Below are 26,509 nucleotides of genomic sequence, written 5' to 3'. Positions count from 1 at the left end.
AGTGGTGGAGGGGGACGGATTCGAACCATCGAAGGCAATGCCGTCAGATTTACAGTCTGATCCCTTTGGCCGCTCGGGAACCCCTCCACAAATTCTTTTAAAGCTAGACTTTCATATAGTGAAAGTAAAATGGTGCCGACTATCCGAGTCGAACGGATGACCTACTGATTACAAGTCAGTTGCTCTACCAGCTGAGCTAAGTCGGCACGTATACTGCTTAAGTACGGGGCGAGATTCTAAGGCAAGGTTTTACGATATGCAACCATTTATTTTAAAAAAAGTTAAAGATATTGCTCAAACGTTGAAGATTTAGTCAAATCGCTGCAGTTTTATGCGGTTATCCTGCTATTTCGCATATGCAACTAACCCGCGCAACACCAAATCTTCAATGAATTCGCCATTTTCAAGATGTTCTGACAGTAGCTTGCCATAACCACCAGTACACAATACGCGAATGTTATCACCAAATAAGCGCCTTGCTTGTGCAACCAAACCCAAACTGGCTGCTAAACAACCATAACTGAGTGCTTCTGGAGTATTAATACCGACGGTGTTTTCAAACGACACCTGTTCGCTGGCAAATACCTTTTCCGCGCGCGATGTGATTGACTCCATCATCAAATCTATCCCTGGAATAATCCAGCCGCCTTGATGTGTTTTACCGTCAATTAATATATCAACCGTCGTTGCTGTACCAGCATCTACGATAATTGCTGATTGGCCCGCATAGAGGTGGGCTGCCGCAAGCACCACAAGCCAGCGATCAATGCCGAGATTGTGAAACTGTTGATAAGCACAACTAATTCCGTTCTGCTGGGCTGACACTTTTGCGGTAATCACTTCAACCCCGCGCTCATTCGCGTTGCTAATTAGATTATCAAGTTGCTGATTACTGCGAACACTGGCGATAAGCACTTGGTTAATGTCCTGCCAATTAAACTCTTGCTGGCCGATAAACGTAATTTCATCATTTTTGTACAGCGCTAATTTTAGTGCGGTATTACCTACATCAACTAACAGCTTCATTGTTACATAACCTTACGCACAGAAATTTCACCGCCATAATACGTTTTTTCATTGCCGTCTTGACGTAAAATTAAGCCACCCTGCTTATCAATACCTACACATATTCCTTGCCAAGTTTTTTGACCCGTGTTTAACGTGACCAGCCGTTCTGCAAAAGCATTAACATTATTCCACTCTTGATACATATCACTTAACCCTGATACTTGATACTGGGCTAACCGTTGCTCTAAACAATAAGTAAGCTGAGCAATTAACACATTTTTATCCACTTGCAAGCCAAGTCGTTTCAGGTCAATCCAAGCTTGATCAATATGTTCACTGGCGTTTTCTGGCATCGCGATATTTAATCCAATACCAATAACTAAATGACATGGCCCTTCTGGTTGACCATCTAACTCAACCAATACCCCTGCTAACTTTTGGTTATTCACTAAAATATCATTTGGCCATTTTAAACTAACTTGCAAGCCATAGAGCTTATGTAAGCAATCAAATACAGCTAAACCAACCGCAACACTGACACCCATAGCAGCTTGTAAACCATCATCAAGTAACCAGTAGTAGCTGTAATAAAGGTTAGCGCCAAAGGGTGATTGCCAAACTCGGCCACGCCTTCCACGCCCCGCGTTTTGCATTTCAGCTACAACAACAGTTCCGGATGTAACCGCTTGCTTACTTGCAATACGTTGCATTAACTCAGTATTCGTAGAGTCGATACTTGCAAACGTTTCGAAGTTACCAATCTGCCCTGATAATTTTTGGTATTCGTTTTCAACTACTGATCTCGCAATCAAACCGATATCTTGTTTAAGACAATACCCTTTGTTATTTACTTTATAGATATCTAGGCCGAGCTCACATAGTGACTTAATATGCTTTGCTACCGCCGCACGACTTATGCCTAGTTGCTCACCAAGATGTTGACCAGAGATAAACTCGCCGCCTTGCAGCGCTTGCAATACGGCAAGTTTAGTGCCTTTTATTTGCGACATGCTTCAACCTCAACTTTGGTTTCACCAGTTTTAGCAACAAGGCGAACTTCATGTTCAAGTACAACACCGAATTGTGAGAACACCTTACTTTGAATATGCGCTACCATTGCCAACAGGTCATCACTTGTTGCAGTGCCAGTGTTAATCAACACTAAAGCCTGTTTATTACTCACCTGCACACCGCCCATCTTAAACCCTTTTAGCCCTGCTTTTTCGATTAACCAACCGGCGGCTAATTTTGTCGTATTTGCGCAAACGGGGTAAGTAGGCATATTTTCATACTGCTTATGTAAGCTGTCGATTAACGTATTTGGCACAATAGGATTTTTAAAAAAGCTACCACTGTTTGCCTCAACTGCAGGATCAGGTAGTTTGCTTGAACGAATTGCAATAACAGCTTGCATTACTTGTAGCGCACTTGGCGCATTCAGGTCTTGCAATGGTCCATAAGCTAATTGAGGTTGCCACGCTTTTGTCAGTGTAAACTCAACCGATGTAATCACAAACTTGCCTAGCAAGGCATGCTTGAAAATTGAATCTCGATATGCAAATTGGCACTGTGCGGCGGTTAATGTTTGATATTCACCCAGCTCAATATTGTAGCCAGATACACTTGTGATTAAATCTTTTACTTCTACACCATACGCACCAATATTTTGTACTGGCGCAGCACCAACTGTGCCCGGAATTAGCGCCAAATTTTCAAAACCATAGATCCCTTGCTCTGTGCACGATGTGACTAATTGATGCCAATTTTCACCAGCGGCAACGTTTAAGATATACGCGTCAGTGCTTTCTGAAATCTCTATTCCTTTATTTGCAATTTGAATTATCGCCCCTTGGTAATCATCGACAAATACCGTATTACTCCCCTCACCGAGCACAATAAATGGCGCTTGCCAGTCTATTGTTTGTAGCTCAGTGGCATCTTCAATGCGTATTAAGCGCTTTGCATATGCCGATAAAGCGAAAGTATGGAGTTGAGATAATGAAATCAAAAGTAATTCTCAAGGTAATAACAATGAAAGTACGCACATATTAACGCATTCTTTTACTCGACGTATAGAAATGCGTATTATTGACGCCAATTGTATACAACCCGTTTTAGGAAAAGCACATGAAGCTAACCACTATTGCTAGCTTAGTAGCAATGACATTATATGGCACCTCTCACGCCGCATATGACGAGCATACATTTGGTAATTTAAACGATGTTCTTTCTACACACATTCATTTAGACCTTGAAATCGACTTTGATAATAAACAACTACAAGGCTTTGCAGAACATACGTTAGATTGGCAACGAAAGAATGCGAACCAGTTAGTGTTAGATACACGCGATTTAGAAATTGATAAAGTGCTATACAAAGACAACGCTGGCAAATGGCGTCAAGCAAGTTGGCAGCTGGCGAAGGATGATGGCGTTAGAGGCTCAAAGCTGACTATTAACTTTGCTAATCAAGCCGAGAAAGTACGCGTTTACTACAACAGCTTGCCACAAGCGTCTGGCTTACAATGGTTAACTCCTGAGCAAACCGCAACTAAAACGCAACCATTTATGTATAGCCAATCGCAAGCGATTCACGCACGCAGCTGGATCCCGGTACAAGATACTCCAGCTATGCGTGTGACATATACTGCCCGTATTCAAACACCAAAAGATGTGCGTGCGGTAATGAGTGCTGATAACACCGACGCATTTATTAAAGACGGTGATTACCAGTTCACCATGCCACAAGCTATTCCTCCTTACTTAATTGCGATTGGCGCAGGTAATTTAGAATATAAGGAAATGTCGCACCAAACTGCGATTTTTGCAGAGCCAACAATTCTTGATGCATCGGTTGCTGAGTTTAATGATACGCAAACCATGATTGAAAAAACCAATGAGATTTACGGTGAGTATGCATGGGGTCGTTACGACTTATTAATGTTGCCGCCTAGCTTTCCATTTGGTGGTATGGAAAATCCGCGCCTTTCATTTATTACCCCAACTGTTGTTGCTGGTGATAAGAGCCTTGTAAATCTGATCGCGCATGAGCTTGCTCACTCATGGTCGGGCAACCTTGTTACAAACGCTACTTGGGAAGATCTATGGCTAAATGAAGGTTTCACTTCATACGTAGAAAACCGCATTATGGAAGAAGTGTTTGGTCGTGACCGCGCAGTAATGGAACAGGCACTTGATACCGCAGCGCTAAAAGGCCAAATGCCGAACTTAGACCAAGGTGATACGCGATTAAACCTAAAGTTAAATGGCCGCGATCCGGATGATGCGTTTAGCAAAGTACCTTACATTAAAGGTATGCTATTTTTGATTTACCTAGAAGAAAAATTTGGCCGCGATCGTTTTGATGAGTTTGTACGTTCATACTTTAACGAATATTCTTTTAAATCGCTTACCACAGCTGAGTTTGAGAAGTATCTCGCTGAAAATCTACTAAACAAATACCCTGGTATTGTATCGGTTGAAAAAGCAAAAGAATGGATCCACCAACCAGGTTTACCTGCTGATGCACCCAATCCAACATCAAATGCCTTTATCAATGTAGATGCTGCTGCAAAAGTATGGCTAGAGAATGGTGATGTACACGCATTGCCGACAAACAACTGGACCGTGCATGAATGGCTTCACTTTATCAATAATCTACCGCGCGATTTATCAATTGATAAAATGACCCAATTAGATAAAGCCTATGATTTAACACATTCAACTAACGACGAGTTAAGCTTTGCTTGGTATATGCTTGCCGTTGGCAATGGCTATCAACCAATCTATGGTCCACTGGAAGAACACCTTGTTGGTATTGGCCGTCGTAAGTTAATTGTCCCGCTATATAAAGCGCTTATTGCCAATGGCAAAAAAGAGTGGGCACTTGCGGTTTACCAAAAAGCAAAGCCTGGTTATCACCCGCTTGCTCAGGGTACTGTAGAAAACTTATTTAAATAAGTTTTTTGGTTTTAAAAGGCAGCGCTTAGCTGCCTTTTTTATTTGCTAAAAATGCTGCTTTTTCTTGCTCACTGGCTTGTGACCACCAAAACTCAAGCATACTTAGCGCACTAGGTTGTTGACTAACTGGTGCGTTAGGTGATTCTTCAGCAACAACTTGAATTTTAGATGACGACTTTGGCGCAGCGCTATTAGATGGCGCGCTTGCAGTTGCAACAGGCAAATGTGTCTTATTTTTCTGTTCCTTAGAGAGTACTACTTGCGCTTTTACAGGTTCTAAACGCAATGCTTGACTGTTCGTTCCCTGCTCTTTGAAGGTTACAAACGGGCTTTTTATATACTGCTTTGCACCATCAATATCATCAGCTCGTGGCATTGAAAGCTGATAAGTTGCTTCGCTGTTTTCAATATTGATCACAAGCCAAAACGGCTCTGACTCAATAACTTCATGCTCATCATAATCAATTTCGTAAAGGTCTTTGTACTTCACTTTGATTTTATGTTGGCCTTGTGACACTGTTACTTCATCAACACTTGAAAAGAGTGAATGCTCTACTTTATTCTCATTGACTTGAAGCGGGATTAACTCTTCTGAAAATTTTACCGTTGCGGCATACGCTAAACTTGGTAATAACAAACTGAGTGCTAATAGATTTTTCATACTCGTTTCAATAAACCCTTGCAGATATATTCCATCAATCTAAACTGGCATAATTCGAACAGAATTACTACTAGGATGTTGGTATGAGTCAAGAAACCCTTTTCACCAAAATTATTAATCGCGAAATTCCAGCCGATATTGTCTATGAAGATGAGCTAAGTCTTGCATTTAAGGACATAAACCCACAAGCACCTTTCCACGTACTTATTATTCCGAAAAAGCCTATCGCTACAATTAACGACATAGGATTAGACGATCGAGAGCTTGTAGGCCACCTGTATTATGTTGCTAAACAGCTAGCAACAGAGCATGGCTTTAGTGATGAAGGCTACCGTGTGGTTATGAACTGTAACGAAAATGCAGGGCAAACAGTTTTTCATATTCACCTGCACATGCTAGCAGGCAAAATGCTAGGCTGGCCACCGTATACAGACAACGCAAAGACCTAGATAAAAGTATTAATTAGTTTAAAAAAACAATACAAAAGTCTAAATATTATGTTAAGCTTCTGCTATTAATTTAAGTAGAAGCTTTATTTTTTGAGTTAAACAATGAATAACACAGCGTTTATCATTTTGAACACTAATCCTACTAATAATTCTGGATTGGAAGTTTTAAAACCATTACTAACCACCCAAGGTCTAAACGTTCTACACGGGTTTGATGGTAAAGATGTACCAAGCAACACGCGCTTATTATTTATCGAATCTAACGGTGATAATGTTTGGCAACGTTTACAAACACATATTTCTGAACTGAACACTGACTGTGACATTATTTTGTTTAACATCAGCGACAATACTGAACTCGCTAATCGCGCCCTATTATCAGGTATTCGTGGCGTATTCTATGAAACAGATAACGCTGATGTATTAATGAAAGGCATTCGCTTACTGCTTGATAATCAATTATGGTTCCGTCGTGATGTAATGTGTAGCGCATTGAACCGCTTATTACAGTTCAATAAAGAAGCAATTAATCAAATCACAGACGCTGAATTAGAGCCAGTGAAATTAACTAAGCGTGAGCGCGCAATCATTAGCTTAATGAGTAAAGGCGCTAAGAATAAAGAAATCGCCGACGAGCTAAATATCAGCCCGCACACAGTAAAAACACACTTATACAGTGCGTTTAGAAAAACCAACTGTCGTAACCGCATCGAGCTACTTTCATGGGCACAATATAATATGCCTAATGAGTTGCGATAATACTCTTTGAAGGTTACATAAAAACGCCAAGCAAATGCTTGGCGTTTTTTTATGCTTATCACTAAAACATATAGTGGTAGTAAACACCTATGTGCTTAGCATCTACTGTGTAATCTTGTATTACGTTAAAGCTACCTACTTTTTCAAGCGTGTACTCTTGCGATACAAAGCGAAGTTCGAATTCACTGTTTGTATTTGCTAACGCATACTTACCCGATAACACCACACCCGTTGCAGACTCGAAAGTCGCATCTTCAGTAAAGTCACTATCAAGCTCTACATTCGAATGCAGCGTAAGACCCAAACCAAGCGACACAGATTCATTTAAACGATAATAAGGGATTGCTTCGAATACAATACGCGAGAATGTCATATCGCCGTTAGAAGCGCTTGCTGAATCGGCATGATAACCAAGATTTACTTGCACATCGACTTGCTGCCAAACATTAGCCGATAATGAAGCACCAACAGTGTACAAACCACCTGCTTTAACACGTTCTGTCGAATCATCTTCGTAGTAAAGCTTACCTACTTCATCACCACCATAGGTAAGACCTGCGTACAAGCCAAACTTAATTGGACTTGGAGAAGGCTGCTCAGCTTCTTCGGCTGCATAAGTAAACTGAGATAATCCGGCCAAGGTAAGGAATAGAATAGTTTTTTTCATCATAATCCATTGAAACATTGAGAAGAGGCGCGGATTATACGGATGCGGAATTAATTTCTCAAGCTCTAAACAGCTAAATTAGAGTAGTAAGCTTTGCTTGCCTGATCGTGTGAAAGTGCTAAAACAGCATACATAGCGGTAACGTAATAGAAAGTTGAATTGTTAAATTTTAGACGTAAAAAAGCCGAGCAATTGCTCGGCTTTTTAATTCTTTAAATCTTACTCTGCAGACTGCGCGTCTTCTTGAACTTCTTCAGTCGCTGGGCGATCTAGTAGTTCAATGTAAGCCATTGGCGCGTTGTCACCTGCACGGAAGCCACACTTAAGAATACGAGTGTAACCACCTGGACGATCCGCGAAACGAGGACCAATCTCAGTGAACAATTTACCAACTACTTCTTTATCACGCGTGCGAGCAAACGCTAAACGACGGTTTGCAACGCTATCAGTCTTAGCCAGTGTGATTAAAGGTTCAATTACACGACGTAACTCTTTCGCTTTTGGCACAGTAGTTTTGATGATTTCGTGCTTCACCAAAGAACTTGCCATGTTGCTGAACATCGCTTTACGATGACTGCTGTTACGGTTTAATTGACGACCACTCTTACGATGGCGCATGACCCTATCCTTCTAACTAAACTTATCGTTGATTATTCAGCTAAGCTTGCTGGCGGCCAGTTTTCTAGGCGCATACCTAGAGATAGACCACGTGATGCAAGCACGTCTTTAATTTCTGTAAGTGACTTCTTACCAAGGTTTGGTGTTTTAAGAAGCTCAACTTCAGTACGCTGAACAAGATCACCGATATATTGAATTTGCTCGGCTTTCAGACAGTTCGCAGAACGTACAGTAAGCTCTAAATCATCAACTGGACGAAGTAGAATCGGATCAAACTCCGGCTTCTCTTCCTTCTCTTCTGGCTCAGCCACATCGCGTAAATCTACGAATGCGTCTAATTGCTCAGCTAGAATAGTAGATGCACGACGGATTGCCTCTTCAGGATCAATCGTACCATTTGTTTCCATATCGATAATAAGCTTATCTAAATCTGTACGTTGCTCAACACGTGCTGATTCAACCGAGTACGCAATACGCTCAACCGGGCTAAATGATGCATCTAGCAACAAACGACCGATTGGGCGCTCATCGTCTTCAGAGGAAATACGGCTCGACGCTGGAACGTAGCCACGGCCACGTTGAACGCGAATACGCATACTGATTTCACTGCTATCAGTTGTCAGGTGACAAATCACGTGATCTGGGTTAGCAATTTCAACACTATCATCGTGTTGAATATCAGCAGCGGTTACAGGGCCAACGCCTGATTTAGTCAGCGTTAGAAATACTTCATCTTTCTCGTGTAAAGAAACTGCTAAACCTTTAAGGTTTAGTAGAATTTCGATGATGTCTTCTTGAACACCTTCCTTCGCACTGTATTCGTGTAGTACGCCGTCGATTTCAACTTCAGTCACTGCACAACCTGGCATTGATGAAAGTAAAATACGACGAAGTGCATTACCTAAAGTGTGACCAAAGCCACGCTCTAGCGGCTCTAAAATAACTTTAGAACGCGATGTACTTACAGCGTCGATATCGACTAATTTTGGCTTTAGGAATTCGGTAACAGAACCCTGCATGTGTATCCTCTCTTATCTTTTAACTTTACTTCGAGTAAAGTTCGACGATTAGCTGTTCATTAATTTCTGCAGACAGATCAGAACGCTCAGGTAAACGCTTAAATGTACCTTCTAGCTTCTTAGTGTCTACTTCAACCCAAGTTGGCTTCTCGCGTTGCTCAGCTAGTTCTACAGCTGCAGTAATACGAGCTTGCTTCTTAGCCTTCTCACGGATTTCAACTACATCTTCAGCTGAAACTGTGAATGAAGGAATGTTTACAACTTGACCATTAACAACGATTGCTTTGTGGCTTACTAGCTGACGAGCTTCAGCACGTGTGCTAGCGAAACCCATGCGGTAAACTACATTGTCTAAACGTTGTTCTAGAAGCTGAAGTAGGTTTTCACCTGTGTTGCCTTTAAGACGAGCAGCTTCTTTATAGTAGTTACGGAATTGCTTTTCTAGTACACCGTAGATACGACGAACTTTTTGCTTTTCACGTAATTGTAAACCGTAGTCAGATAGGCGACCTTTACGAGCGCCGTGTTGACCTGGTGCTGTTTCAAGCTTACATTTAGAGTCGATTGCTCTAACGCCGCTCTTAAGGAACAGGTCAGTACCTTCACGACGACTTAGCTTGAGCTTAGGGCCCAAATATCTTGCCATGTTATTTCTCCTAACCTATTGTTATACGCGACGTTTCTTCGGTGGACGACAACCATTGTGTGGAATTGGCGTCACGTCAGTAATGTTTGTAATACGGTAACCTAGTGCATTTAATGCACGAACTGAAGATTCACGACCTGGACCTGGGCCCTTGATGAATACTTCTAGGTTCTTTAAACCATATTCCTGAGCAGCAGTACCTGCACGCTCAGCAGCAACCTGTGCAGCGAATGGCGTAGATTTACGTGAACCACGGAAACCTGAACCACCTGCAGTTGCCCAAGATAACGCATTACCTTGACGGTCTGTAATAGTAACAATAGTGTTGTTGAAAGAAGCATGAACATGAGCCATACCATCAGCAACTTGCTTTTTAACCTTCTTACGACGGATTGGTGCTTTAGCCATAACTTACCCCACCTTATTTCTTGATAGGCTTGCGAGGACCCTTACGAGTACGCGCGTTAGTCTTAGTACGCTGACCACGTAGTGGAAGCGAACGACGGTGACGTAGGCCACGGAAACAACCAAGGTCCATAAGACGCTTGATATTTAGAGTAACTTCACGACGAAGATCACCTTCAACAGTGTACTTACCAACTTCTTCACGTAATTGGTCAAGAACTTCATCATTTAGTTCACCGATTTTTGTGGTCTCGGCGATACCAGTCGCTGCTAAGATAGCCTTAGAGCGAGTCTTACCTACACCATAGATGCTTGTTAAAGCGATAACAGCATGCTTATGGTCAGGAACGTTAATGCCTGCGATACGGGCCACTAACATATCTCCTATAAATGAATCTGATTATCATCCTGTTGGAAAGCCCGTATAGGATACCCAACCGATATCAGATTTCTACCAATGAAACAGGCCGAGCTTACGCTCAGCCTGCATGACTTAATTAGCCTTGCCTTTGCTTATGCTTAGGGTCGCTGCAAATTACACGTACAACACCTGCACGTTTAATAACTTTACAGCTACGGCAAATTTTCTTAACGGAAGCACGTACTTTCATAACTTAACTCCGTAGTCAAAGCCTTATCGGCCATAGCCTTTAAGGTTTGCTTTTTTCAGCACAGACTCATACTGATGAGACATCAGATGCGTTTGTACTTGTGCCATAAAGTCCATGATAACAACAACGATAATCAAAATTGATGTACCGCCGAAATAGAATGGCGTTTGCCATGCCATTGTCATGAACTCGGGCACTAGACAAATAAAGGTAATGTACAAAGCGCCAGCTAAAGTTAGGCGTGTCATTACTTTATCAATGTATTTAGATGTCTGCTCACCTGGGCGAATGCCTGGGATAAATGCCCCTGATTTTTTCAGGTTGTCTGCTGTTTCACGCGGGTTAAATACCAACGCAGTGTAAAAGAAGCAGAAAAAGATGATTGCAGCTGCTAACACCATCGCATATAGCGGCTGTCCAGGAGACAATGCTAAAGAGATAGTTTGTAATGTATCAGCAACCGGGCCTTCACCTTGACCGAACCAGCTCGCAATTGTACCAGGGAACAGAATAATACTACTAGCAAAGATTGGTGGAATAACCCCTGCCATATTAACTTTCAATGGTAAGTGTGAACTTTGCGCTGCAAATACCTGACGGCCTTGCTGACGTTTAGCGTAGTTAACAACGATGCGACGTTGCCCACGCTCAAAGAACACTACCAAATAAGTTACAGCAAAAACAATTACCGCAATCAATAGTAGTACTAACGGTTGTAAATCACCTTGGCGCGCCATTTCGGCAGTCGAACCAATAGCAGACGGCAAGTTAGCTACAATACCCACAAAAATTAGAACTGAGATACCGTTACCGATACCGCGCTCTGTAATTTGCTCACCCAACCACATTAGGAACATTGTACCAGTTACCAAGCTCACTACAGCAGTGAAATAGAACGCAAGACCAGGGTTAACCACTAGGCCTGACATCATATTTGGTAAACTAGTTGCAATACCAATAGATTGGAATGTAGCTAGCACGAGCGTTGCATAACGAGTGTGTTGGCTGATCTTCTTACGACCTTGCTCACCTTCTTTCTTCAGTTCCATGTAAGTTGGATGCATATGTGTCATCAACTGCATGATAATTGAAGCGGTGATGTAAGGCATAATACCTAACGCCAACACCGATGCACGCTCAAGTGCACCACCACTGAACATGTTGAACATCTCAACAATGGTGCCCTTTTGTTGCTCGAAGAACTGGGCCAATACTGCGGCGTCAATACCAGGGATCGGCACGAACGAGCCTAAACGGTAAATAATGATAGCACCCAATACAAATAGTAATCGGCGCTTCAGCTCCGCTAAGCCGCTTTGTGCACTTTGCATATCTAGACCTGGTTTAGCCATAGTACTTCCTTATTATTCTTCTATCTTGCCTCCGGCAGCTTCAATCGCTTCACGAGCACCTTTAGTCACTTTAAGACCTTTAACGGTAACCGCGCGAGAAACTTCGCCAGATTTAACTACTTTAACGAACTGAATGTTCTTTTTAACAATACCAGCTGCTTGTAGTGTGCTTAGTTCTACCACATCGCCTTCAACTTTAGCGATTTCGAACAGGTTTACTTCTGCAGATACTAGTGATTTGCGTGAAGTGAAACCGAACTTAGGTAGACGACGTTGCATAGGCATTTGACCGCCTTCAAAACCAACGCGTACTTTACCGCCTGAGCGAGATTTTTGACCTTTGTGACCACGACCACCAGTCTTACCAAGACCAGAACCGATACCACGACCAACACGCTTACCAGGCTTCTTTGCACCTACTGCTGGAGAAAGTGTATTCAATTGCATCGAATTAACCCTCAACCTTAACCATGTAAGACACTTGGTTGATCATACCACGTACACAAGGAGTATCTTCTAACTCCACTGTGTGGTTGATACGACGTAAACCAAGACCACGTAAAGTTGCTTTATGCTTCGGTAAACGACCGATAGAGCTCTTTACTTGAGTTACTTTTACTGTATTTGCCATCGTGTCTTACCCCAGGATGTTATCAACGCTTAAACCACGTTTAGCAGCAACTGACTCAGGCGACTTCATGTTGTCTAGAGCTTTAATTGTTGCGCGTACAACGTTGATTGGGTTAGTAGAACCATATGCTTTAGAAAGTACGTTATGTACACCTACAACTTCTAGTACTGCACGCATCGCACCACCGGCGATGATACCTGTACCTTCAGCAGCTGGCTGCATATATACTTTAGAACCAGCGTGACGACCCTTGATTGGGTGCTGTAACGTGTTTCCGTTTAATTCTACGTTTACCATGTTACGACGTGCTTTTTCCATTGCTTTTTGAATAGCAGCAGGAACTTCACGTGCTTTACCGTAACCAAAACCTACTTTACCTGCGCCGTCACCAACAACTGTTAGTGCAGTGAAGCTAAAGATACGACCACCTTTAACTACTTTTGACACGCGGTTTACTGCAACTAGCTTTTCAGCTAATTCAGGTTGCTTTACTTCTACGTTAGCCATTCTCTGCTCCTAGAATTGTAAACCGGCTTCACGCGCTGCATCAGCAAGCGCCTTAACACGGCCGTGATATTTAAAACCACTGCGATCAAAAGATAATTTAGCGATACCTTTCTCAACTGCACGTTCAGCAACTGCTTTACCAACTGCTTGCGCAGCTGCAACATTGCTAGTGCCTTCGATTGAACCACTAATCGCTTTTTCTACAGTAGAAGCAGCAGCTACCACAACACCCTCAGGATTTACAACTTGCGCGTAAATATGACGTGGAGTGCGGTGGATAACTAGGCGGGTTGCGCCTTGTTCAATAAAGTTTCTACGAGTGCGTTTCGCACGACGTAGACGAGCTGTTTTCTTATCCATCGTTCTACCTTACTTCTTCTTGGCTTCTTTGCGACGCACGTGTTCATCAGCATAACGTACACCTTTACCTTTATACGGCTCTGGCTCACGGTATGCGCGAATGTTAGCAGCAACTTGGCCAACTAACTGCTTATCTGCGCCTTTAACCACAATTTCAGTTTGGCTAGGTGTTTCAACAGTGATACCTTCTGGAACTGGGAAGTTCACAGGGTGTGAGAAACCAAGAGTTAAGTCTAATACTTTACCCTTAGCTGCTGCACGGTAACCAACACCAACTAGCTGAAGTTTTTTCTCGTAACCTTCGCCTGCACCAACAACCATGTTGTTGATTAGTGCACGAGCAGTACCCGCTTGTGCCCAGCCGTCAGCAAAACCTTCACGAGGAAGAGTTTTGATTACGTTTTCTTCAAGCGTTACTTCAACAGCTTCGTTGATAGTGCGAGTTAACTCACCGCTTTTACCTTTAACTTTGATGTCCTGACCAGCTAGTGTAACTTCTACACCGGCAGGAACATTAATAGGTGCCTTTGCTACGCGAGACATAGTTCCCCTCCGATTAAGCTACAAAGCCGATGATTTCACCACCGATACCAGCACCACGTGCAGCACGATCAGTCATCAAGCCTTTAGAAGTTGAAACGATAGCAATGCCTAAACCGCCCATTACCTTTGGTAAGTCGCCACGTTTCTTGTAGATACGTAGACCAGGACGGCTAACGCGCTGTAGAGACTCGATTACAGCTTTGCCTTCGAAATATTTTAATTCTACAGAAAGCTCAGGTTTAACGTCGCCAGCTACTGCGTAGTCTGTGATGTAACCTTCTTCTTTAAGTAGTTTTGCAACGGCAATTTTTAGCTTTGAAGAAGGCATAGATACTGAAACCTTCTTAGCCTGTTGGCCGTTACGAACACGTGTAAACATATCCGCGATTGGATCTTGCAAGCTCATTGTCTTACTCCCGTGATTCTATTACCAAGAAGCCTTTTTAAGGCCAGGAACTTCACCGCGCATAGCAGCTTCGCGTAATTTGATACGGCTTAAGCCGAACTTACGAAGGTAACCATGTGGGCGGCCCGTGATGTTACAACGATTACGTTGACGTGCAGGGCTTGAATCACGCGGAAGGCTTTGAAGCTTTAATACCGCGTCCCAACGATCATCTTCAGACGCGTTTACGTCAGAGATGATTGCTTTTAGTGCTGCGCGCTTTTCAGCGTACTGAGCAACTAGTTTAGTGCGCTTTGCTTCGCGCGCTTTCATTGAATTCTTTGCCATAACCCTACCCTTATTTCTTGAATGGGAAGTTAAACGCTGTTAACAACGCACGGCCTTCCTCATCACTTTTCGCAGAAGTAGTGATTGTGATATCCATACCGCGAACGCGGTCTACTTTATCATAATCGATTTCTGGGAAGATGATTTGCTCACGTACGCCCATAGAATAGTTACCGCGACCGTCAAAAGACTTTGCGCTAACACCGCGGAAGTCACGAATACGTGGCATCGCAATAGAGACTAAACGCTCTAGGAAATCCCACATACGCTCACCGCGTAGGGTTACTTTACAACCGATCGGATAGCCTTCACGAATCTTAAAGCCAGCAACTGATTTGCGTGCTTTAGTGATAAGTGGCTTCTGACCAGAGATAGCTTCTAGGTCGCTTACTGCGTTCTCTAGAATCTTTTTGTCCGCTAGGGCTTCGCCCACACCCATGTTAAGGGTGATTTTCTCAATTCGAGGGACTTGCATGACAGAGCTGTAGTTGAACTCTTTTACTAGTTCAGCTACTACTTTGTCTTTATATACTTCATGCAGTTTCGCCATCGTATACTCCGACTATTAGATAGTTTTACCGGTAGATTTGAAGATACGTACTTTCTTACCATCTTCAATCTTGAAACCTACACGATCCGCTTTACCAGTTTCCTGGTTAAAGATCGCTACGTTTGATACGTCTACTGACGCTTCTTTCTCAACAATACCGCCTGGCTGGTTCAACTGAGGAACTGGCTTCTGGTGCTTCTTGATTAAGTTAACGCCTTCAACAAATACTCGACTAGATTCAGTTACAACTGAAAGCACTTTGCCGCGCTTACCTTTGTCTTTACCTGCAAGTACGATTACTTCGTCATCACGACGGATTTTTGCTGCCATGATCGACTCCTTATAGTACTTCTGGGGCTAGTGAAACGATCTTCATGAACTTATCGTTACGAAGTTCACGAGTCACAGGGCCAAAGATACGAGTACCAATTGGCTGTAAGCTATCGTTTAAGATTACTGCCGCATTGCTATCGAAACGGATTAAAGAGCCGTCTGGACGACGAACGCCTTTTTTAGTACGCACAACTACTGCGTTTTTAACATCACCTTTCTTCACTTTACCGCGAGGAATAGCTTCTTTAACAGAAACTTTGATGATATCGCCAATCGCTGCGTAGCGACGGTGCGAACCGCCAAGGACTTTAATACACTGCACTTTGCGAGCGCCGCTGTTATCAGCAACGTCCAGCTGAGTTTGCATTTGGATCATTTTATATGCTCCGGTGTAGTTAAAAATTGCCGCAAATTCATACAAATTCACGACCTAAACGTTTATTTGTTCACCATTAAGCGTGTCATCGACAGCTCAAGGGCGGGCAATTGTACCAGCAAACACTAATAAGTGGTAGGTTATTTTTTAATTAATTTAGTCGTTAAACTAATGATAAAAAAAGCCTTGCAATAACAAGGAGTTCAAAAAACGTACAGCACAATTTGTATTTACTGAGAACGATTAATGGGGGTATGTGAAGGCGATTTCAAGCGCTAGCGGGAATGCATAATAAACATTTTACAAACCCGCTAATCAAAGCATGCTAGAGATAATCGGCCTTTTTTAATATTTTCAGTGAACTGAATGATTAAACTAAAGAACGGCTACTCCTTGTTAAATAAATCTTTTAGCTTGTCTTTGATCTTATCCTTCGCTTTATCTTTTGCCGCTTCGCCAATATCAGGCTTTACTTGCACATCATGCAATGGACCTTTTAAACGAATTGGGATTTTAAAGCCAGTGCTTTTATCTTGCGTGCCTTGCCCTTCAATTGAATCAACTATGCCGGTTACCAGACGATAGTTAATTTTTGTCGCCGGTAGGTCAATATCACCATTGCCAGTAACGCGAATCAATGGGCTTTTTAAGGTCAATTCGTTTTGTTTGCTCACGCCTTCGCTAAACTGAAAGTTACCCGCAAGTTCTGAGAAATCCGTTTTTTCAGCGTTATCAAAGCCCTTTTCAAGCCCTTTTGCATCAAGACCACCGCCTTTAATAAGTTGCTCTGCGCTGCGCACCATAGCGGCAATATTAGCGCCTTTAACAGCACCGTCATTAAAACCAAAGCCAACGCTGCCATGCAGAGATTCAATAAACTGCTTCTGTGATTGCCCTTGGCTATTAAGCGCAATGGTTAACAACCCTTTGCCCATTAATTTATCGAAACCAACCGCATCGGTTAATAAAGGTTCAGCTTGAATGCCATCAAAAGAAAACGATGTGTTTAGTTTATAGGGTGCGCGTTTGGCAACTAATACTACTTGCCCCGTTCCGTCGCCTTCGTACGCTTTAAACTTATCTAAGCCTAGCTGTGCCGTGCCATTATTAAGTTTAAGCGATAACTTAGTTTCACCAAGTTTGATTTCTTTAAACTGAAAGCCCGTCGCAGCGATTTTGATATCCGCATTTACACTATTAAGCGCCGACAAATCAATTTCACTGTCATCCCATACAATTGGTTTCGGCTTGCTTGGTGTGTCGGTATTTTGCTCTGATGATTCTTGCGGTACATCCATTGATTCAGGTAAGTAAGGGTTCACATTTAACATACCTAAATCGACGTTAGCAGTAACCTTAGGCACATTTGTTAACGCCACCTTTGCCGAACCTTTAATTGCCAGGTCATCTAAGCTGGCATCGAGTTTAGATAGATTAAACTCTTGTCCGGCAAAACGCATTTCTGATGCAATTGAAAATTTATTAAATGCATTTTCTTTCGCTGTAAACGCTTGGTTTTGCCACTTAGCAAGCGCTTTAACCGAGTCGCCCGTCAAATTTAATTTACCACTAAAATCAGTCATCTGTTTTGCAACTAGCCCATCAAAGGTAAGTGCAGCCAAGCGAGAATCTAATGCGGTTTTTAACGTGAAATCTTGGCCTAACAATAGTTTTTCTGGAGTGTTAAGTGTGACATCTAATTCAAACTTCTCAGCCATGTAAATAACGGCACCTTCCACTTTCAGGTCCTTTTTAAGCGAAGGTAATTGAATTGCTAAATCTAAGTCTGTTACTTTTTGCGATGTATTATTTTGATGATCGATGAAAGTAAAGCTACCGCCATAAATCGCGACTTCGCCTAATTGAATATCAACGCCCTCAGGTAAGCTTTTTGCTTTACCTTGCTGTTCTGGTGCCTTGTTTTGTTCTGTCGCACCCGACGCATTAACTAGCTGCCAGTTAACTTCGCCATTGGGCATTTTCTCAAGTAGTATTTCTGGGTTTTTAATGACAAATTTTTCAAGTTTAATATCGCCAGATAAAACTGACAGGTAAGGAATGTGAATCGCAAGCTGCTCCATAGCTGCCATATTCGGCTTTGACCCCTGCTCAAAGTTAGCAAATGTCACATCATTAAGTTCCAGTTTTAGCGCAGGGAATACAGACAGGCTTTTATCGCCTTTAATCTCAAGCGTGCGCCCTGTTGTTTGCTCAACCGATTGCGTAACTTGCTTGAAAATAAAATCGACCGGAATAATAAATGGCAAAGCCACAATTAACGCGATTAAACCAAGTAGTAGAAATCCAATAATTTTTACGAGAGTTTTCATTGTGTGTCCCTTAAATCACATCTAACGCTACTATAGCTAACGCGCGTTAAAGTTAAAACCTAACTCTCTAAAAATCGCAAGGTTTCTTGAACCAATATATTAAGCCCTTGAACCATTCTTGGCTGCCATGGCAAGGCAAAGGTAACACGGAAATAATTATCAAATTCGGCATTTGTTAAAAACATTTTGCCGGGTGCAATCGCCACATTGTGTTTTATTAATCGTTTAAAGAGCGCTTCTGAACTTTTGCTATGAGGTAACTTTAACCATAAACAAGGTCCCCCAGAAATTGTTGGTATATCTACGTAACCCTCTAGTGGCTGCAAAATAAACAAGGTTTCAGTGTACTGCTGCCACATTGCTTTTCTTAATCGCGTAAGTAATTTTCGGTATTCTAATGAGCTAATCATCTCGTTTAGCATCATTTGGCTTGCCATATCAGGCTTTTCTACCGTGATATGTTTTGTAAAAAGACATAATTCAATACATTGATGGCAAACCATATAACCAAGCGAGAAACTAAAGCTTATCGTATCTGAGAAATCGCCAATGCTAATTGCGGGTGTTTTATCTTGTGGTGTTAAAAAATGCATAATCGATTTAGGCCGCACTCCTGAAAAATAAAGCTCCCCTCGATCATATTCAATTAACACAACATCACGTGCTTGCGCCCATGCGACCAGTGCCTTTTTGTCTTGGTCATGCAACAAGCGCCCTGTTGGGTCATTAAAATTTGGATTAAACACATATGCACTGAAAGGCTCGGCTTGATACACCTTATCGAGCAAAGCTATTTCATCGGCGTAATTGGCTTGCATTGGAATAGCGACAGTGTCGATTTGCAATTGCGCCATATTAGCGTTTATGAAAAATGAGCATGGCGCTTCAATAGCAACCCGCTTTTGTAATAACCCCAAAGAGGTTATAGCCAGGCTCAGCGCATCGCTGCGCCCATGCGTGATTAAGATATTTTCACTGTCATAAGAAAAGTCATTGCAACTTAAGTGTTGCGCAAGCGTACTTCGTAGCTTTGGTAAACCTGCTTCAAAATTATCCTGCTTTAAACGATAAGGTCGTTGCGTTAATACTTTACGGTGCAACTTGTTGAGAAGTGTTTCATTATCTAACACGGTCGAAGGGCCAGTGCAGGACAGCGGCAAAATAGATTCATCATTAAACGAATACTGTACCGACTGTGCCAGCGGTAAAGCATGCAAGTCACGCTTATAAATTACATCGCAGCCATAGCTATGCGCTTTAAATTTACTCTCGCCATTTACAAAATAGCCCGATTTAGGTTTTGCATGTATAAGTGCCACTTTTTCAAGCTCAGACAAAACCTTTGTAGCCGTGCTAATAGAAACGTCGTGACGCTTGCTCAACACCCTAACCGAAGGCAATTTATCGCCGGGTAGCAATTCGCCATTACTAATGAGCTGTTGATAGTAAGAAAATAACTGACGGTATTTGAACTCAGCCATCTGTACCCTAAAATTATTCTGCAACTGTATCTGTATTGCATTTTTGATCGGCATTAAAGTTTTTACCAGTACAGATACGGAGAAAATATGAATACACTTATTGAAACACCGCGTTTATTAATGCGCGAATTTACGCTTGAAGACGCTGAGAACGTATTCAAATTTAGCAGTAATGAAGATGTTACCCGTTATACCGGAGACGCAGGCTGGGTAAACACCATAAACGATGCCGAAAATATTATTCGCAATATTTGGTTAAAAGAATATAACGAGGTTGGCTATGCGCGCTTTGCCTTGGTCCTGAAAGAAAGCAACCAAGTTATTGGGTTTTGCGGCTTAAAATATGAACCCGAGTTAAATGCACCTGATATCGGCTATCGCATGCTGCCAGATTATTGGGGTAAAGGACTGGGCATGGAAGCAAGTCGTGCCGCACTCAAATATGCATTTAACCAACTTGGCCTTTCTTATATTGTTGGCGAAGTAGATGTTGCTAATACTGCATCACATAAAATACTTACAAACCTTGGTCTGGTAGAACAAAAACGCTATGAAAAGTGGGGTCATCATCTGATTCATCTAAGTATTGATAACTTTCCTGAAATCACAACCGACAAGTTCACGCTAGTTAAACAAACGCAAGAGCATGCCGAAGTTGTTTTCCAGCTTTTTTCAAACTTTAAGGTATGTGAATTTTACGATTTACCAGTAATGAGCGACTTAGCAGAAGCAAAAACACTTATCGAGCAGGATGAGTGTCTAAGAAGACAAGGTAAAGGGCATCGCTGGCTAATAAAGTGCAACACGCACAAACAAATTGTTGGAAGCTGCGGTTACAAATATGATTTTTGCACACGCACAGCAAAAATTAGCATCGAGATCCACCCCGATTACTGGCAACAAGGTTTCGCATCGCGTGCCATTACCAACATGACAAAATGGATGTTTTCCCATATCGCCTCATTAAATCGAATTGAAGCAGAAGTATTACCAGAAAACACAGCGTCAACTAAACTATTTACTAAGCTCGGTTTTAATTTAGATGGTGTGATACGAGAAAAAGGTGTTTGGAAAAATAAAACCCATGACCTTCAAGTTTTTAGTTTACTCAGGCGTGAAATTTAAGAAGTCAATATTGCATCAAAATTAGATCTCAGTATGATCCACAGCCCTCTCTGCGTAACGCTTTGCAGGATATTGTTAATATTATATTGGGGTCACTTACTAATTATGAAAAAATTGCTTACGTCGCCATCGAAAATGCCACTTTCTGAAGTGGAAGCAAACATCTACCAAAACATTTTAAAACTTATTCCTGATGTTAGCCTTAACTTAATGGCCGTAAAAGTAAGTAACCATCCTGAAGACTTTGCTGGTTGGTGTTATGAGTTAATTGATGTAGTAAGCAAACGCATTAATTTTGATCTACTTGAACCAAACCAACTACCGATTTTAAAAAAAATCCAGCAACAACTAGAAGCGGGTATTAGCATAAGCCAAATTAAAACGCTACGTATTGCACCTTGGCCTGTTGTATTTGATTCAATTCAACAAAACAAAGAGCGCATTGTGCTAGATGAGCAACTTGCACTGCTTAAGCATATTGAAAGCATTCGTGAAACCTCGCTGGTTGATATGATTGAAGAAGACAAGCTGGCATTTGCTGGTAAACACACCGCAAAACACGATCCAAGCATTTACCAGTTTGATGTTGAATGGCTAGCATCAACTAAAACCGCTAAAGCACTGCATAATGTAATTGCCACCAGCTGTACTGACTTAAATGAAGCGCTTAATCATATTCCACTTGAAGGCGATATCACGTTAGAAAACTACATGGACTTTGTGCGTGGTTATATTGCTGCGTTTGCAGCCGTTGATAATGAAAAAGCCACACTTGCACCAGCTACACGTTTACTTGCAATGCGTCGACCTGACTTTTTCACCCCAGTAACAGCAGCAAGCCTTGATGTTTTATGCCAAGCGTTTGGCCTTGTAAGATTAAACAACCAAGATTTTGACCGTTACTGGCACGACATTGTCATGGCAATTCATAAACAACCTTGGTTTATTGCTGCAACTCCAGAGGCCGAAGAAGAACAAGCACTTTGGCAGTACAAGGCATTAGTACCGTGTTGGTTTGCTTATTACAGTGACGATGCCAAAGAAAACTCGAATTACTACAAAGCACTTCATAAACCGAAACGCGCAAGCTCAGAGAAATCGGGCGGCCGTAAACGTGGTAAAGAATCAGCAGAAGCTTTGGTTGACCGTGCTCTTGCAGCTGAAGATATGCCACAACATATTAAAAATATGCGCGATTCAATTGTAAAAGAAGTTGCAGCAGGACGTGGCGTTGATGAAACTATCGCATTAATGCGAACCATATTCGGCTAATAGCAAATAGGTGCGCAGTTTTTGTGCACCTATTAATTTTCACGCACCGAGATAGTGCAGCATTTCAATTCTTACACCTTGTCAAATTCATAATTCATTACTAGCACTCTGATATCATTAATTTTTTTAGTTTAGGCACAAACTTTGTTAATAGATGGTTAACTCAGCGCTACAATTTTAGGAATAATTATGAAAAAACAACTACTCACTACTCTCACAGCTACGAGTATCGCCTTTTTCTCAGCAACAAGTTATGCCGAAGTAACTGCCAATGCAGCGGCATCTTCCAACTACTTATGGCGTGGCATCACACAAACCAGTGATAATGCTCAAGTATCAGGGGGTATTGACTACGGTCATGAATCTGGGTTTTATGCGGGTACGTGGGCATCAAATGTGGATTTTGGTGGTGATAAGCCAGGTTATGAACTCGATTTATATGCAGGCTTTGCTGGCGAAATGGGTGAATTTGGTTACGACGTGGGTTATGTGTATTACGCATACCCAGACGCGGTTGACTCAATTGACTTTGGTGAGCTTTATGGTGCTCTAAGCTGGAACTGGCTAGAAGGTAAAGTAAGTTACCTTAGCAATGCGCAATCTGGTGCAACTTCAGAAGAAGATATGATTTACCTAGAGCTAAACGCAACTTTTGAAGTATTAAATGAAACCGAACTGACATTCCGCATTGGTAATTCGATGGGTGATACCGTAGCAGAGTGGTATGGGGAAGACGACAGCTATATTGACTACGGTGTGAGCATTGCCAAGGGCGGTTTTACCTTTGGTATTGCACAAACAGATTTAGATGCAGATGACGATCTAAAAGTATACGTTGGCTTTGCCATGGACTTTGAACTCTAAGTTCTTTTGAACCTAACACTAAAATTACTCCAACTTGCTACAACTAAGGGTGCCTGACGGCACCTTTATTTCGCCTGTTAAATGTATGCTGACTACTAGGGTCTGTTGATCTTTGCTGTTCTATTTTTGTTCTCTTTGAGGGTGCTTTTATCGCGGCGCTCGATGTGTGGCCTAGCAATCTAAGCGAATATCGAGCAACAATGAGAAAAGTGTGCTCAAAAGAACCGTTCGGCAGCGCTTGATTGGGTTTTCTACTGTGTTATCGGCTGATTCACATAGAATGGCTATGCCACGCAGCCTCTGCCTTGTATAAACCCCAATCAAACTGCTGCAAAAACGAACTTGAAAGGTCAACAGAGCCTAATAATCAGCACACAATATCCAAGGCTAAGTGTTATGGCACACTGTGACCTGTTGATGCTTGCCAAACGCGATACCATTGCTCACGACTCAAACGCACTTTGCTCGCCGCAACTGCTGATTGAATACGGGCTAACTTTCCAGTACCTAAAATCACACTCGGTTGACATGGTAACGTTAACAACCACGCGTAAGCTGCTTGGTCGACACTATCTAACCCAGTTTCTTCGGCAACGCTTTGTAATGCAAATCTCACTCGTTGTGCTTGTTCTGTTTCAGCGAATAATCCGCCACCAGCAAGAGGCGACCATAGCATAGGTGATATTTGATGCTGCTGGCATAAGTTAAGCGTACCATCATCGAGTGCCCCCCTATGTAACGGCGACATTTCAATTTGATTGGTTACTAACTTGAAGTCTAAACGCGACTGCAATAACTCAAACTGTGAAACCGTGAAATTAGATACACCGAAGTTAAGCACTTTGCCTTGTGCTTTTAGCTCACAAAAGGCATCAGCAACTTCATCCGCATGCATTAAGTAATCAGGACGGTGGATCAATAACACATCAAGGCGATCAGTTTTGAAATTGCGCAATGATTGTTCTGCCGAGGCAATAATGTTTGCTTTGCTTGAGTCATAGTGTGCAGTTTTGCCAGCAAAGCCATTTTCAGGCCACGCAGGTTTAATGCCGCATTTAGTAATAATCTTAAGTTGGTCTCTTAAATGAGGTGTTAATGCCTCACCAAAGAGTTTCTCACACTGGTATTGACCATAGATATCAGCATGATCTACCGTGTCTATGCCAAGCGCTAGCAATTGCTCAATGAATTGCGCTAAAGAAGACCCGCGCTGTTGCCACTCATCTAAACGCCAAAAGCCGGCCACAAACGACGGTAATTTAAATTCTTGCATAAGATTTCCCCCCTGATTTAGATAAGCTTATTGTAAAGTGTGGCCAAACTTAGCGCATTGCTTCGCATACGTTTTCAGGAAAAAATAATGTTTTTGCATGAAATAAAAACCGCTTTCTAAGCGATTGTGAAATTTGCTAACGTTTCGCCGTTAAGAGTTACACTCAACTTGTCTTGAATATTAAGCTTACCTACACCTTCAGGTGTGCCTGTCAGAACAACGTCGCCTGGCTGTAATGAGAAATACCTAACAATTTCAGCAAGTAGCTGTTCTATTTTGAATATCATCAAATTAGTATCGCCAGATTGGCGAAGCTCATCATTAATCGAAAGTGAAAATTCACTGTGTGTTAAATCATTTTCTGCTAGCGGTATAAAGCGCGACACTAAACAGCTTTTATCGTAGGCCTTTGCGCGCTCCCACGGATGCCCTTTCGCTTTAAGCTTTGTTTGTTCATCTCTAAGTGTTAAATCCAGCCCAACACCTAAACCAGTAATACAAGACTTATAATCAGCAATATTGCCCTTATTGAGCGGTTTACCAATTAACAGCATCAACTCGGCTTCATAATGGTGCTCACCTAAGCTATGGTCTAACGCCACTTCACCTGCTGCATTTACGATACTGCTCGCTGGTTTTAAAAAGAGTAGCGGCTCTGTAGGTACTTCATTACCAAGTTCTGCTGCATGAGCAACATAATTGCGCCCCACACACACTGCTTTGCCAATAGGAAGCCCGATAGCCTCACCGTTATTCCATAAATACGTCATTTAAAATTACCTTTTTATAGTGCTTGCGCCAGTGCCTTAAGTTCAGCCAAATAGCTTGCTTGTCGCTTTTTATGCCAAGTGAGCATATTAGCGGCAAGACTCACCGCCTTTTCTTGCAACTCAATGGCTTTTGCCAATTTATTACTTTGCGCATAAGCCTTGGCTAAGTGGTGATAAGCGTATGCATCTTGCGGATAAAGCGCTAATGCTTGGTTAAATACCTTTATCGCTTGCTCTGGCGACGTTTCCAACAAGTGAAATCCCAGTGCATTAATTGACGATTTTGGTGATACTTCAAAACCAAACTTTTCAGTTGATAGGCGCTTATAATGCGCAACAATCGCATCCACACCTTGCCTAGCTATTTTTGATTCAGGTGCCAAGCCATTATGAATCTCATCAAAGATCTGCTCTATGCCATAGACAGTAGATAACACTGGCAACGACATAAAATAATGTTCTTTATAATTTTGATATTGCCATTGTAATGATGCAGACGCGTTTGCACTAATTTCTTCTTTTAATTGTGAATATCTATGCTGTTGATGATCTTCTTTTATTGTTTCGCCATGGGTAAACAGTAAATAACGTGGTTTATCATTTAGCTTAGCTAACTTCTTACCATAGTCATTTAAAATATTGACACGCTCTGGCGTGAGCTCGGGGCTAATTACTATATGCGCATTAAACAAGCTTGGTTTATTCACTAAGCTTGAAAGCACCACCGAACCATTCACCCTAAAGCCACTAAAAATGCGAAAACCATTAGTGCGATATTGTTTATCAATTTCTGGCACCAATTGCGCTTCAAAAAAATCGAGTAATGGTGTTGTTTTACCTGTTGCATCAAATAGTCGTGCTACTGGGTTACCATATGCAGGCGTAACAATAATAGTTTCTAACCAAGGCCACTCTCCATTATGGCTCATCCAATCATACATACCCGTTAAATAACTTTTGGCATTAGGGTGAAAGTCAAACATCAGCACATAGCGTTTGTTTTGCTTTTGCGAATAGCTTTTTGGCAACTGCACATTAAATTCAAGAGGCTGCTCAAACCGCTGGTCGGGAATTGTCAGCACTAACTGCTCAGCTTTAAGTGACGTACTTAGCAATAAAAAGCCAAGTATCAGATAACATATTAAAAAGCGCATAATTTCCCTTTATGTTCAAAGTAGAAGTTAATCCAAACTACGGGATAAGGTT

Annotated in this window: 33 protein-coding genes and 2 tRNA genes; 6 read left to right on the top strand and 29 right to left on the bottom strand. The window is 42.0% G+C overall.

Features of this window, described 5'->3' with window-relative positions; translation table 11 throughout:
• Positions 1–2: 2 nt before the first annotated feature.
• The 5 genes from AN214_RS18135 to murB all read right to left on the bottom strand — a co-directional run bounded on the left by AN214_RS18135 (position 3) and on the right by murB (position 3,016).
• Positions 3–87: transfer RNA gene (locus AN214_RS18135), tRNA-Tyr, on the bottom strand.
• Positions 88–130: 43 nt separating this feature from the next.
• Positions 131–206: transfer RNA gene (locus tag AN214_RS18130), tRNA-Thr, on the bottom strand.
• Positions 207–345: 139 nt separating this feature from the next.
• Positions 346–1,026 carry a type III pantothenate kinase gene (locus AN214_RS18125; protein WP_054980999.1) on the bottom strand — a complete coding sequence of 227 codons (681 nt, stop codon included), beginning with the start codon at positions 1,024–1,026 and terminating at the stop codon, positions 346–348.
• Between the two features lie 2 nt (positions 1,027–1,028).
• Positions 1,029–2,018: a bifunctional biotin--[acetyl-CoA-carboxylase] ligase/biotin operon repressor BirA gene (gene birA, locus AN214_RS18120; protein WP_054980998.1), complete on the bottom strand. Its 990-nt coding sequence runs from the start codon at positions 2,016–2,018 to the stop codon at positions 1,029–1,031.
• Positions 2,006–3,016, bottom strand: coding sequence for a UDP-N-acetylmuramate dehydrogenase (gene murB / locus AN214_RS18115; protein ID WP_054980997.1), 1,011 nt, complete (start codon positions 3,014–3,016; stop codon positions 2,006–2,008). Before murB ends, birA begins: the two co-directional genes overlap by 13 nt.
• Positions 3,017–3,168: 152 nt before the next feature.
• Between murB and AN214_RS18110 the strand changes: the two genes are divergently transcribed.
• A complete protein-coding gene (locus AN214_RS18110; protein WP_408002972.1) occupies positions 3,169–4,968 on the top strand; it encodes a M1 family metallopeptidase in 1,800 nt (599 codons plus the stop codon).
• 25 nt (positions 4,969–4,993) lie between these two features.
• Here the strand turns inward: AN214_RS18110 and AN214_RS18105 are convergent, their stop codons facing one another.
• Positions 4,994–5,629, bottom strand: a complete 636-nt coding sequence (locus AN214_RS18105; RefSeq protein ID WP_054980995.1) for a DUF2057 family protein — start codon at positions 5,627–5,629, stop codon at positions 4,994–4,996.
• A gap of 83 nt (positions 5,630–5,712) precedes the next feature.
• Here AN214_RS18105 and AN214_RS18100 point away from each other — a divergent pair, with 83 nt between their 5' ends.
• Both AN214_RS18100 and AN214_RS18095 read left to right on the top strand, forming a co-directional pair.
• Positions 5,713–6,078, top strand: coding sequence for a histidine triad nucleotide-binding protein (locus tag AN214_RS18100; RefSeq protein ID WP_054980994.1), 366 nt, complete (start codon positions 5,713–5,715; stop codon positions 6,076–6,078).
• Between the two features lie 102 nt (positions 6,079–6,180).
• The gene (locus AN214_RS18095) at positions 6,181–6,837 is read left to right on the top strand and encodes a response regulator transcription factor (protein ID WP_010562284.1); all 657 of its coding nucleotides are present in this window, start codon (positions 6,181–6,183) and stop codon (positions 6,835–6,837) included.
• Positions 6,838–6,898: 61 nt separating this feature from the next.
• On the opposite strand, the gene AN214_RS18090 is transcribed toward AN214_RS18095, so the two are convergent.
• The 20 genes from AN214_RS18090 to AN214_RS18000 form a co-directional block, all read right to left on the bottom strand.
• Entirely contained in the window at positions 6,899–7,504 is a 606-nt protein-coding gene (locus AN214_RS18090; protein WP_054980993.1) for a hypothetical protein, read from the bottom strand.
• 219 nt (positions 7,505–7,723) lie between these two features.
• The gene (gene rplQ, locus AN214_RS18085) at positions 7,724–8,122 is read right to left on the bottom strand and encodes a 50S ribosomal protein L17 (protein WP_010562282.1); all 399 of its coding nucleotides are present in this window, start codon (positions 8,120–8,122) and stop codon (positions 7,724–7,726) included.
• 32 nt (positions 8,123–8,154) lie between these two features.
• Positions 8,155–9,141 (bottom strand): DNA-directed RNA polymerase subunit alpha, encoded by a 987-nt coding sequence (locus AN214_RS18080; protein WP_010562281.1) that lies wholly within the window; start codon positions 9,139–9,141, stop codon positions 8,155–8,157.
• A 25-nt stretch (positions 9,142–9,166) separates the two neighbouring features.
• A complete protein-coding gene (rpsD, locus tag AN214_RS18075; RefSeq protein WP_010562280.1) occupies positions 9,167–9,787 on the bottom strand; it encodes a 30S ribosomal protein S4 in 621 nt (206 codons plus the stop codon).
• A gap of 21 nt (positions 9,788–9,808) precedes the next feature.
• Positions 9,809–10,195 carry a 30S ribosomal protein S11 gene (gene rpsK / locus AN214_RS18070; protein WP_010562279.1) on the bottom strand — a complete coding sequence of 129 codons (387 nt, stop codon included), beginning with the start codon at positions 10,193–10,195 and terminating at the stop codon, positions 9,809–9,811.
• Between the two features lie 13 nt (positions 10,196–10,208).
• The gene (gene rpsM / locus AN214_RS18065; RefSeq protein WP_054981001.1) at positions 10,209–10,565 is read right to left on the bottom strand and encodes a 30S ribosomal protein S13; all 357 of its coding nucleotides are present in this window, start codon (positions 10,563–10,565) and stop codon (positions 10,209–10,211) included.
• Positions 10,566–10,689: 124 nt separating this feature from the next.
• A complete protein-coding gene (rpmJ, locus tag AN214_RS22300) occupies positions 10,690–10,803 on the bottom strand; it encodes a 50S ribosomal protein L36 (RefSeq protein ID WP_010562277.1) in 114 nt (37 codons plus the stop codon).
• Positions 10,804–10,826: 23 nt separating this feature from the next.
• Positions 10,827–12,155: a preprotein translocase subunit SecY gene (gene secY / locus AN214_RS18060; RefSeq protein ID WP_010562276.1), complete on the bottom strand. Its 1,329-nt coding sequence runs from the start codon at positions 12,153–12,155 to the stop codon at positions 10,827–10,829.
• A 12-nt stretch (positions 12,156–12,167) separates the two neighbouring features.
• On the bottom strand, positions 12,168–12,602 hold the full coding sequence (rplO, locus tag AN214_RS18055; RefSeq protein ID WP_010562275.1) for a 50S ribosomal protein L15: 435 nt from the start codon (positions 12,600–12,602) through the stop codon (positions 12,168–12,170).
• Between the two features lie 4 nt (positions 12,603–12,606).
• Positions 12,607–12,786, bottom strand: a complete 180-nt coding sequence (gene rpmD, locus AN214_RS18050; RefSeq protein ID WP_010562274.1) for a 50S ribosomal protein L30 — start codon at positions 12,784–12,786, stop codon at positions 12,607–12,609.
• A 6-nt stretch (positions 12,787–12,792) separates the two neighbouring features.
• Entirely contained in the window at positions 12,793–13,293 is a 501-nt protein-coding gene (rpsE, locus tag AN214_RS18045) for a 30S ribosomal protein S5 (protein ID WP_010562273.1), read from the bottom strand.
• Positions 13,294–13,302: 9 nt separating this feature from the next.
• On the bottom strand, positions 13,303–13,653 hold the full coding sequence (gene rplR, locus AN214_RS18040; RefSeq protein ID WP_010562272.1) for a 50S ribosomal protein L18: 351 nt from the start codon (positions 13,651–13,653) through the stop codon (positions 13,303–13,305).
• A gap of 9 nt (positions 13,654–13,662) precedes the next feature.
• The gene (rplF, locus tag AN214_RS18035) at positions 13,663–14,196 is read right to left on the bottom strand and encodes a 50S ribosomal protein L6 (RefSeq protein ID WP_054980992.1); all 534 of its coding nucleotides are present in this window, start codon (positions 14,194–14,196) and stop codon (positions 13,663–13,665) included.
• Positions 14,197–14,209: 13 nt separating this feature from the next.
• Positions 14,210–14,602: a 30S ribosomal protein S8 gene (rpsH, locus tag AN214_RS18030; protein ID WP_054980991.1), complete on the bottom strand. Its 393-nt coding sequence runs from the start codon at positions 14,600–14,602 to the stop codon at positions 14,210–14,212.
• A 21-nt stretch (positions 14,603–14,623) separates the two neighbouring features.
• Entirely contained in the window at positions 14,624–14,929 is a 306-nt protein-coding gene (rpsN, locus tag AN214_RS18025) for a 30S ribosomal protein S14 (RefSeq protein WP_010562269.1), read from the bottom strand.
• A 10-nt stretch (positions 14,930–14,939) separates the two neighbouring features.
• Positions 14,940–15,479 carry a 50S ribosomal protein L5 gene (gene rplE, locus AN214_RS18020; protein ID WP_010562268.1) on the bottom strand — a complete coding sequence of 180 codons (540 nt, stop codon included), beginning with the start codon at positions 15,477–15,479 and terminating at the stop codon, positions 14,940–14,942.
• Between the two features lie 15 nt (positions 15,480–15,494).
• Positions 15,495–15,809, bottom strand: a complete 315-nt coding sequence (rplX, locus tag AN214_RS18015) for a 50S ribosomal protein L24 (RefSeq protein ID WP_010562267.1) — start codon at positions 15,807–15,809, stop codon at positions 15,495–15,497.
• 10 nt (positions 15,810–15,819) lie between these two features.
• Positions 15,820–16,188, bottom strand: a complete 369-nt coding sequence (gene rplN / locus AN214_RS18010) for a 50S ribosomal protein L14 (protein ID WP_010562266.1) — start codon at positions 16,186–16,188, stop codon at positions 15,820–15,822.
• A 386-nt stretch (positions 16,189–16,574) separates the two neighbouring features.
• Entirely contained in the window at positions 16,575–18,518 is a 1,944-nt protein-coding gene (locus AN214_RS18005; protein ID WP_054980990.1) for an AsmA family protein, read from the bottom strand.
• 59 nt (positions 18,519–18,577) lie between these two features.
• Positions 18,578–19,999 (bottom strand): PLP-dependent aminotransferase family protein, encoded by a 1,422-nt coding sequence (locus AN214_RS18000; protein ID WP_054980989.1) that lies wholly within the window; start codon positions 19,997–19,999, stop codon positions 18,578–18,580.
• A gap of 87 nt (positions 20,000–20,086) precedes the next feature.
• On the opposite strand from AN214_RS18000, the gene AN214_RS22295 reads away from it, so the two are divergent.
• From AN214_RS22295 to AN214_RS17985, 3 genes are all read left to right on the top strand, one after another.
• Positions 20,087–21,124 carry a GNAT family N-acetyltransferase gene (locus AN214_RS22295; protein WP_082428622.1) on the top strand — a complete coding sequence of 346 codons (1,038 nt, stop codon included), beginning with the start codon at positions 20,087–20,089 and terminating at the stop codon, positions 21,122–21,124.
• Between the two features lie 105 nt (positions 21,125–21,229).
• Positions 21,230–22,396: a hypothetical protein gene (locus AN214_RS17990; RefSeq protein ID WP_054980988.1), complete on the top strand. Its 1,167-nt coding sequence runs from the start codon at positions 21,230–21,232 to the stop codon at positions 22,394–22,396.
• A gap of 189 nt (positions 22,397–22,585) precedes the next feature.
• Positions 22,586–23,260: a TorF family putative porin gene (locus AN214_RS17985; RefSeq protein ID WP_054980987.1), complete on the top strand. Its 675-nt coding sequence runs from the start codon at positions 22,586–22,588 to the stop codon at positions 23,258–23,260.
• A gap of 394 nt (positions 23,261–23,654) precedes the next feature.
• Here the strand turns inward: AN214_RS17985 and AN214_RS17980 are convergent, their stop codons facing one another.
• From AN214_RS17980 to AN214_RS17970, 3 genes are all read right to left on the bottom strand, one after another.
• Entirely contained in the window at positions 23,655–24,533 is an 879-nt protein-coding gene (locus AN214_RS17980) for an aldo/keto reductase family oxidoreductase (protein WP_054980986.1), read from the bottom strand.
• Between the two features lie 116 nt (positions 24,534–24,649).
• Positions 24,650–25,303 (bottom strand): fumarylacetoacetate hydrolase family protein, encoded by a 654-nt coding sequence (locus AN214_RS17975; protein WP_054980985.1) that lies wholly within the window; start codon positions 25,301–25,303, stop codon positions 24,650–24,652.
• A 14-nt stretch (positions 25,304–25,317) separates the two neighbouring features.
• Complete coding sequence (locus AN214_RS17970) at positions 25,318–26,457, bottom strand: alpha/beta hydrolase-fold protein (RefSeq protein ID WP_054980984.1); 1,140 nt, start codon at positions 26,455–26,457, stop codon at positions 25,318–25,320.
• Positions 26,458–26,509: the final 52 nt, after the last annotated feature.

Source organism: Pseudoalteromonas sp. P1-9 (assembly GCF_001399975.1).
Taxonomy (GTDB): Bacteria; Pseudomonadota; Gammaproteobacteria; order Enterobacterales; family Alteromonadaceae; genus Pseudoalteromonas.
Note: the sequence above shows the minus strand (reverse complement) of the source record. Positions and strands in the feature narration are given on the sequence as shown.

Coding starts and splice junctions, on each gene's coding strand:
- AN214_RS18125 (WP_054980999.1), bottom strand. CDS start 1,026: ATGAAGCTGTTAGTTGATGTAGGTAATACCGCACTAAAATTAGCGCTG.
- birA (WP_054980998.1), bottom strand. CDS start 2,018: ATGTCGCAAATAAAAGGCACTAAACTTGCCGTATTGCAAGCGCTGCAA.
- AN214_RS18110 (WP_408002972.1), top strand. CDS start 3,169: ATGACATTATATGGCACCTCTCACGCCGCATATGACGAGCATACATTT.
- AN214_RS18105 (WP_054980995.1), bottom strand. CDS start 5,629: ATGAAAAATCTATTAGCACTCAGTTTGTTATTACCAAGTTTAGCGTAT.
- AN214_RS18100 (WP_054980994.1), top strand. CDS start 5,713: ATGAGTCAAGAAACCCTTTTCACCAAAATTATTAATCGCGAAATTCCA.
- AN214_RS18095 (WP_010562284.1), top strand. CDS start 6,181: ATGAATAACACAGCGTTTATCATTTTGAACACTAATCCTACTAATAAT.
- AN214_RS18090 (WP_054980993.1), bottom strand. CDS start 7,504: ATGAAAAAAACTATTCTATTCCTTACCTTGGCCGGATTATCTCAGTTT.
- rplQ (WP_010562282.1), bottom strand. CDS start 8,122: ATGCGCCATCGTAAGAGTGGTCGTCAATTAAACCGTAACAGCAGTCAT.
- AN214_RS18080 (WP_010562281.1), bottom strand. CDS start 9,141: ATGCAGGGTTCTGTTACCGAATTCCTAAAGCCAAAATTAGTCGATATC.
- rpsD (WP_010562280.1), bottom strand. CDS start 9,787: ATGGCAAGATATTTGGGCCCTAAGCTCAAGCTAAGTCGTCGTGAAGGT.
- rpsK (WP_010562279.1), bottom strand. CDS start 10,195: ATGGCTAAAGCACCAATCCGTCGTAAGAAGGTTAAAAAGCAAGTTGCT.
- rpmJ (WP_010562277.1), bottom strand. CDS start 10,803: ATGAAAGTACGTGCTTCCGTTAAGAAAATTTGCCGTAGCTGTAAAGTT.
- secY (WP_010562276.1), bottom strand. CDS start 12,155: ATGGCTAAACCAGGTCTAGATATGCAAAGTGCACAAAGCGGCTTAGCG.
- rplO (WP_010562275.1), bottom strand. CDS start 12,602: ATGCAATTGAATACACTTTCTCCAGCAGTAGGTGCAAAGAAGCCTGGT.
- rpmD (WP_010562274.1), bottom strand. CDS start 12,786: ATGGCAAATACAGTAAAAGTAACTCAAGTAAAGAGCTCTATCGGTCGT.
- rpsE (WP_010562273.1), bottom strand. CDS start 13,293: ATGGCTAACGTAGAAGTAAAGCAACCTGAATTAGCTGAAAAGCTAGTT.
- rplR (WP_010562272.1), bottom strand. CDS start 13,653: ATGGATAAGAAAACAGCTCGTCTACGTCGTGCGAAACGCACTCGTAGA.
- rplF (WP_054980992.1), bottom strand. CDS start 14,196: ATGTCTCGCGTAGCAAAGGCACCTATTAATGTTCCTGCCGGTGTAGAA.
- rpsH (WP_054980991.1), bottom strand. CDS start 14,602: ATGAGCTTGCAAGATCCAATCGCGGATATGTTTACACGTGTTCGTAAC.
- rpsN (WP_010562269.1), bottom strand. CDS start 14,929: ATGGCAAAGAATTCAATGAAAGCGCGCGAAGCAAAGCGCACTAAACTA.
- rplE (WP_010562268.1), bottom strand. CDS start 15,479: ATGGCGAAACTGCATGAAGTATATAAAGACAAAGTAGTAGCTGAACTA.
- rplX (WP_010562267.1), bottom strand. CDS start 15,809: ATGGCAGCAAAAATCCGTCGTGATGACGAAGTAATCGTACTTGCAGGT.
- rplN (WP_010562266.1), bottom strand. CDS start 16,188: ATGATCCAAATGCAAACTCAGCTGGACGTTGCTGATAACAGCGGCGCT.
- AN214_RS18005 (WP_054980990.1), bottom strand. CDS start 18,518: ATGAAAACTCTCGTAAAAATTATTGGATTTCTACTACTTGGTTTAATC.
- AN214_RS18000 (WP_054980989.1), bottom strand. CDS start 19,999: ATGGCTGAGTTCAAATACCGTCAGTTATTTTCTTACTATCAACAGCTC.
- AN214_RS22295 (WP_082428622.1), top strand. CDS start 20,087: ATGAATACACTTATTGAAACACCGCGTTTATTAATGCGCGAATTTACG.
- AN214_RS17990 (WP_054980988.1), top strand. CDS start 21,230: ATGAAAAAATTGCTTACGTCGCCATCGAAAATGCCACTTTCTGAAGTG.
- AN214_RS17985 (WP_054980987.1), top strand. CDS start 22,586: ATGAAAAAACAACTACTCACTACTCTCACAGCTACGAGTATCGCCTTT.
- AN214_RS17980 (WP_054980986.1), bottom strand. CDS start 24,533: ATGCAAGAATTTAAATTACCGTCGTTTGTGGCCGGCTTTTGGCGTTTA.
- AN214_RS17975 (WP_054980985.1), bottom strand. CDS start 25,303: ATGACGTATTTATGGAATAACGGTGAGGCTATCGGGCTTCCTATTGGC.
- AN214_RS17970 (WP_054980984.1), bottom strand. CDS start 26,457: ATGCGCTTTTTAATATGTTATCTGATACTTGGCTTTTTATTGCTAAGT.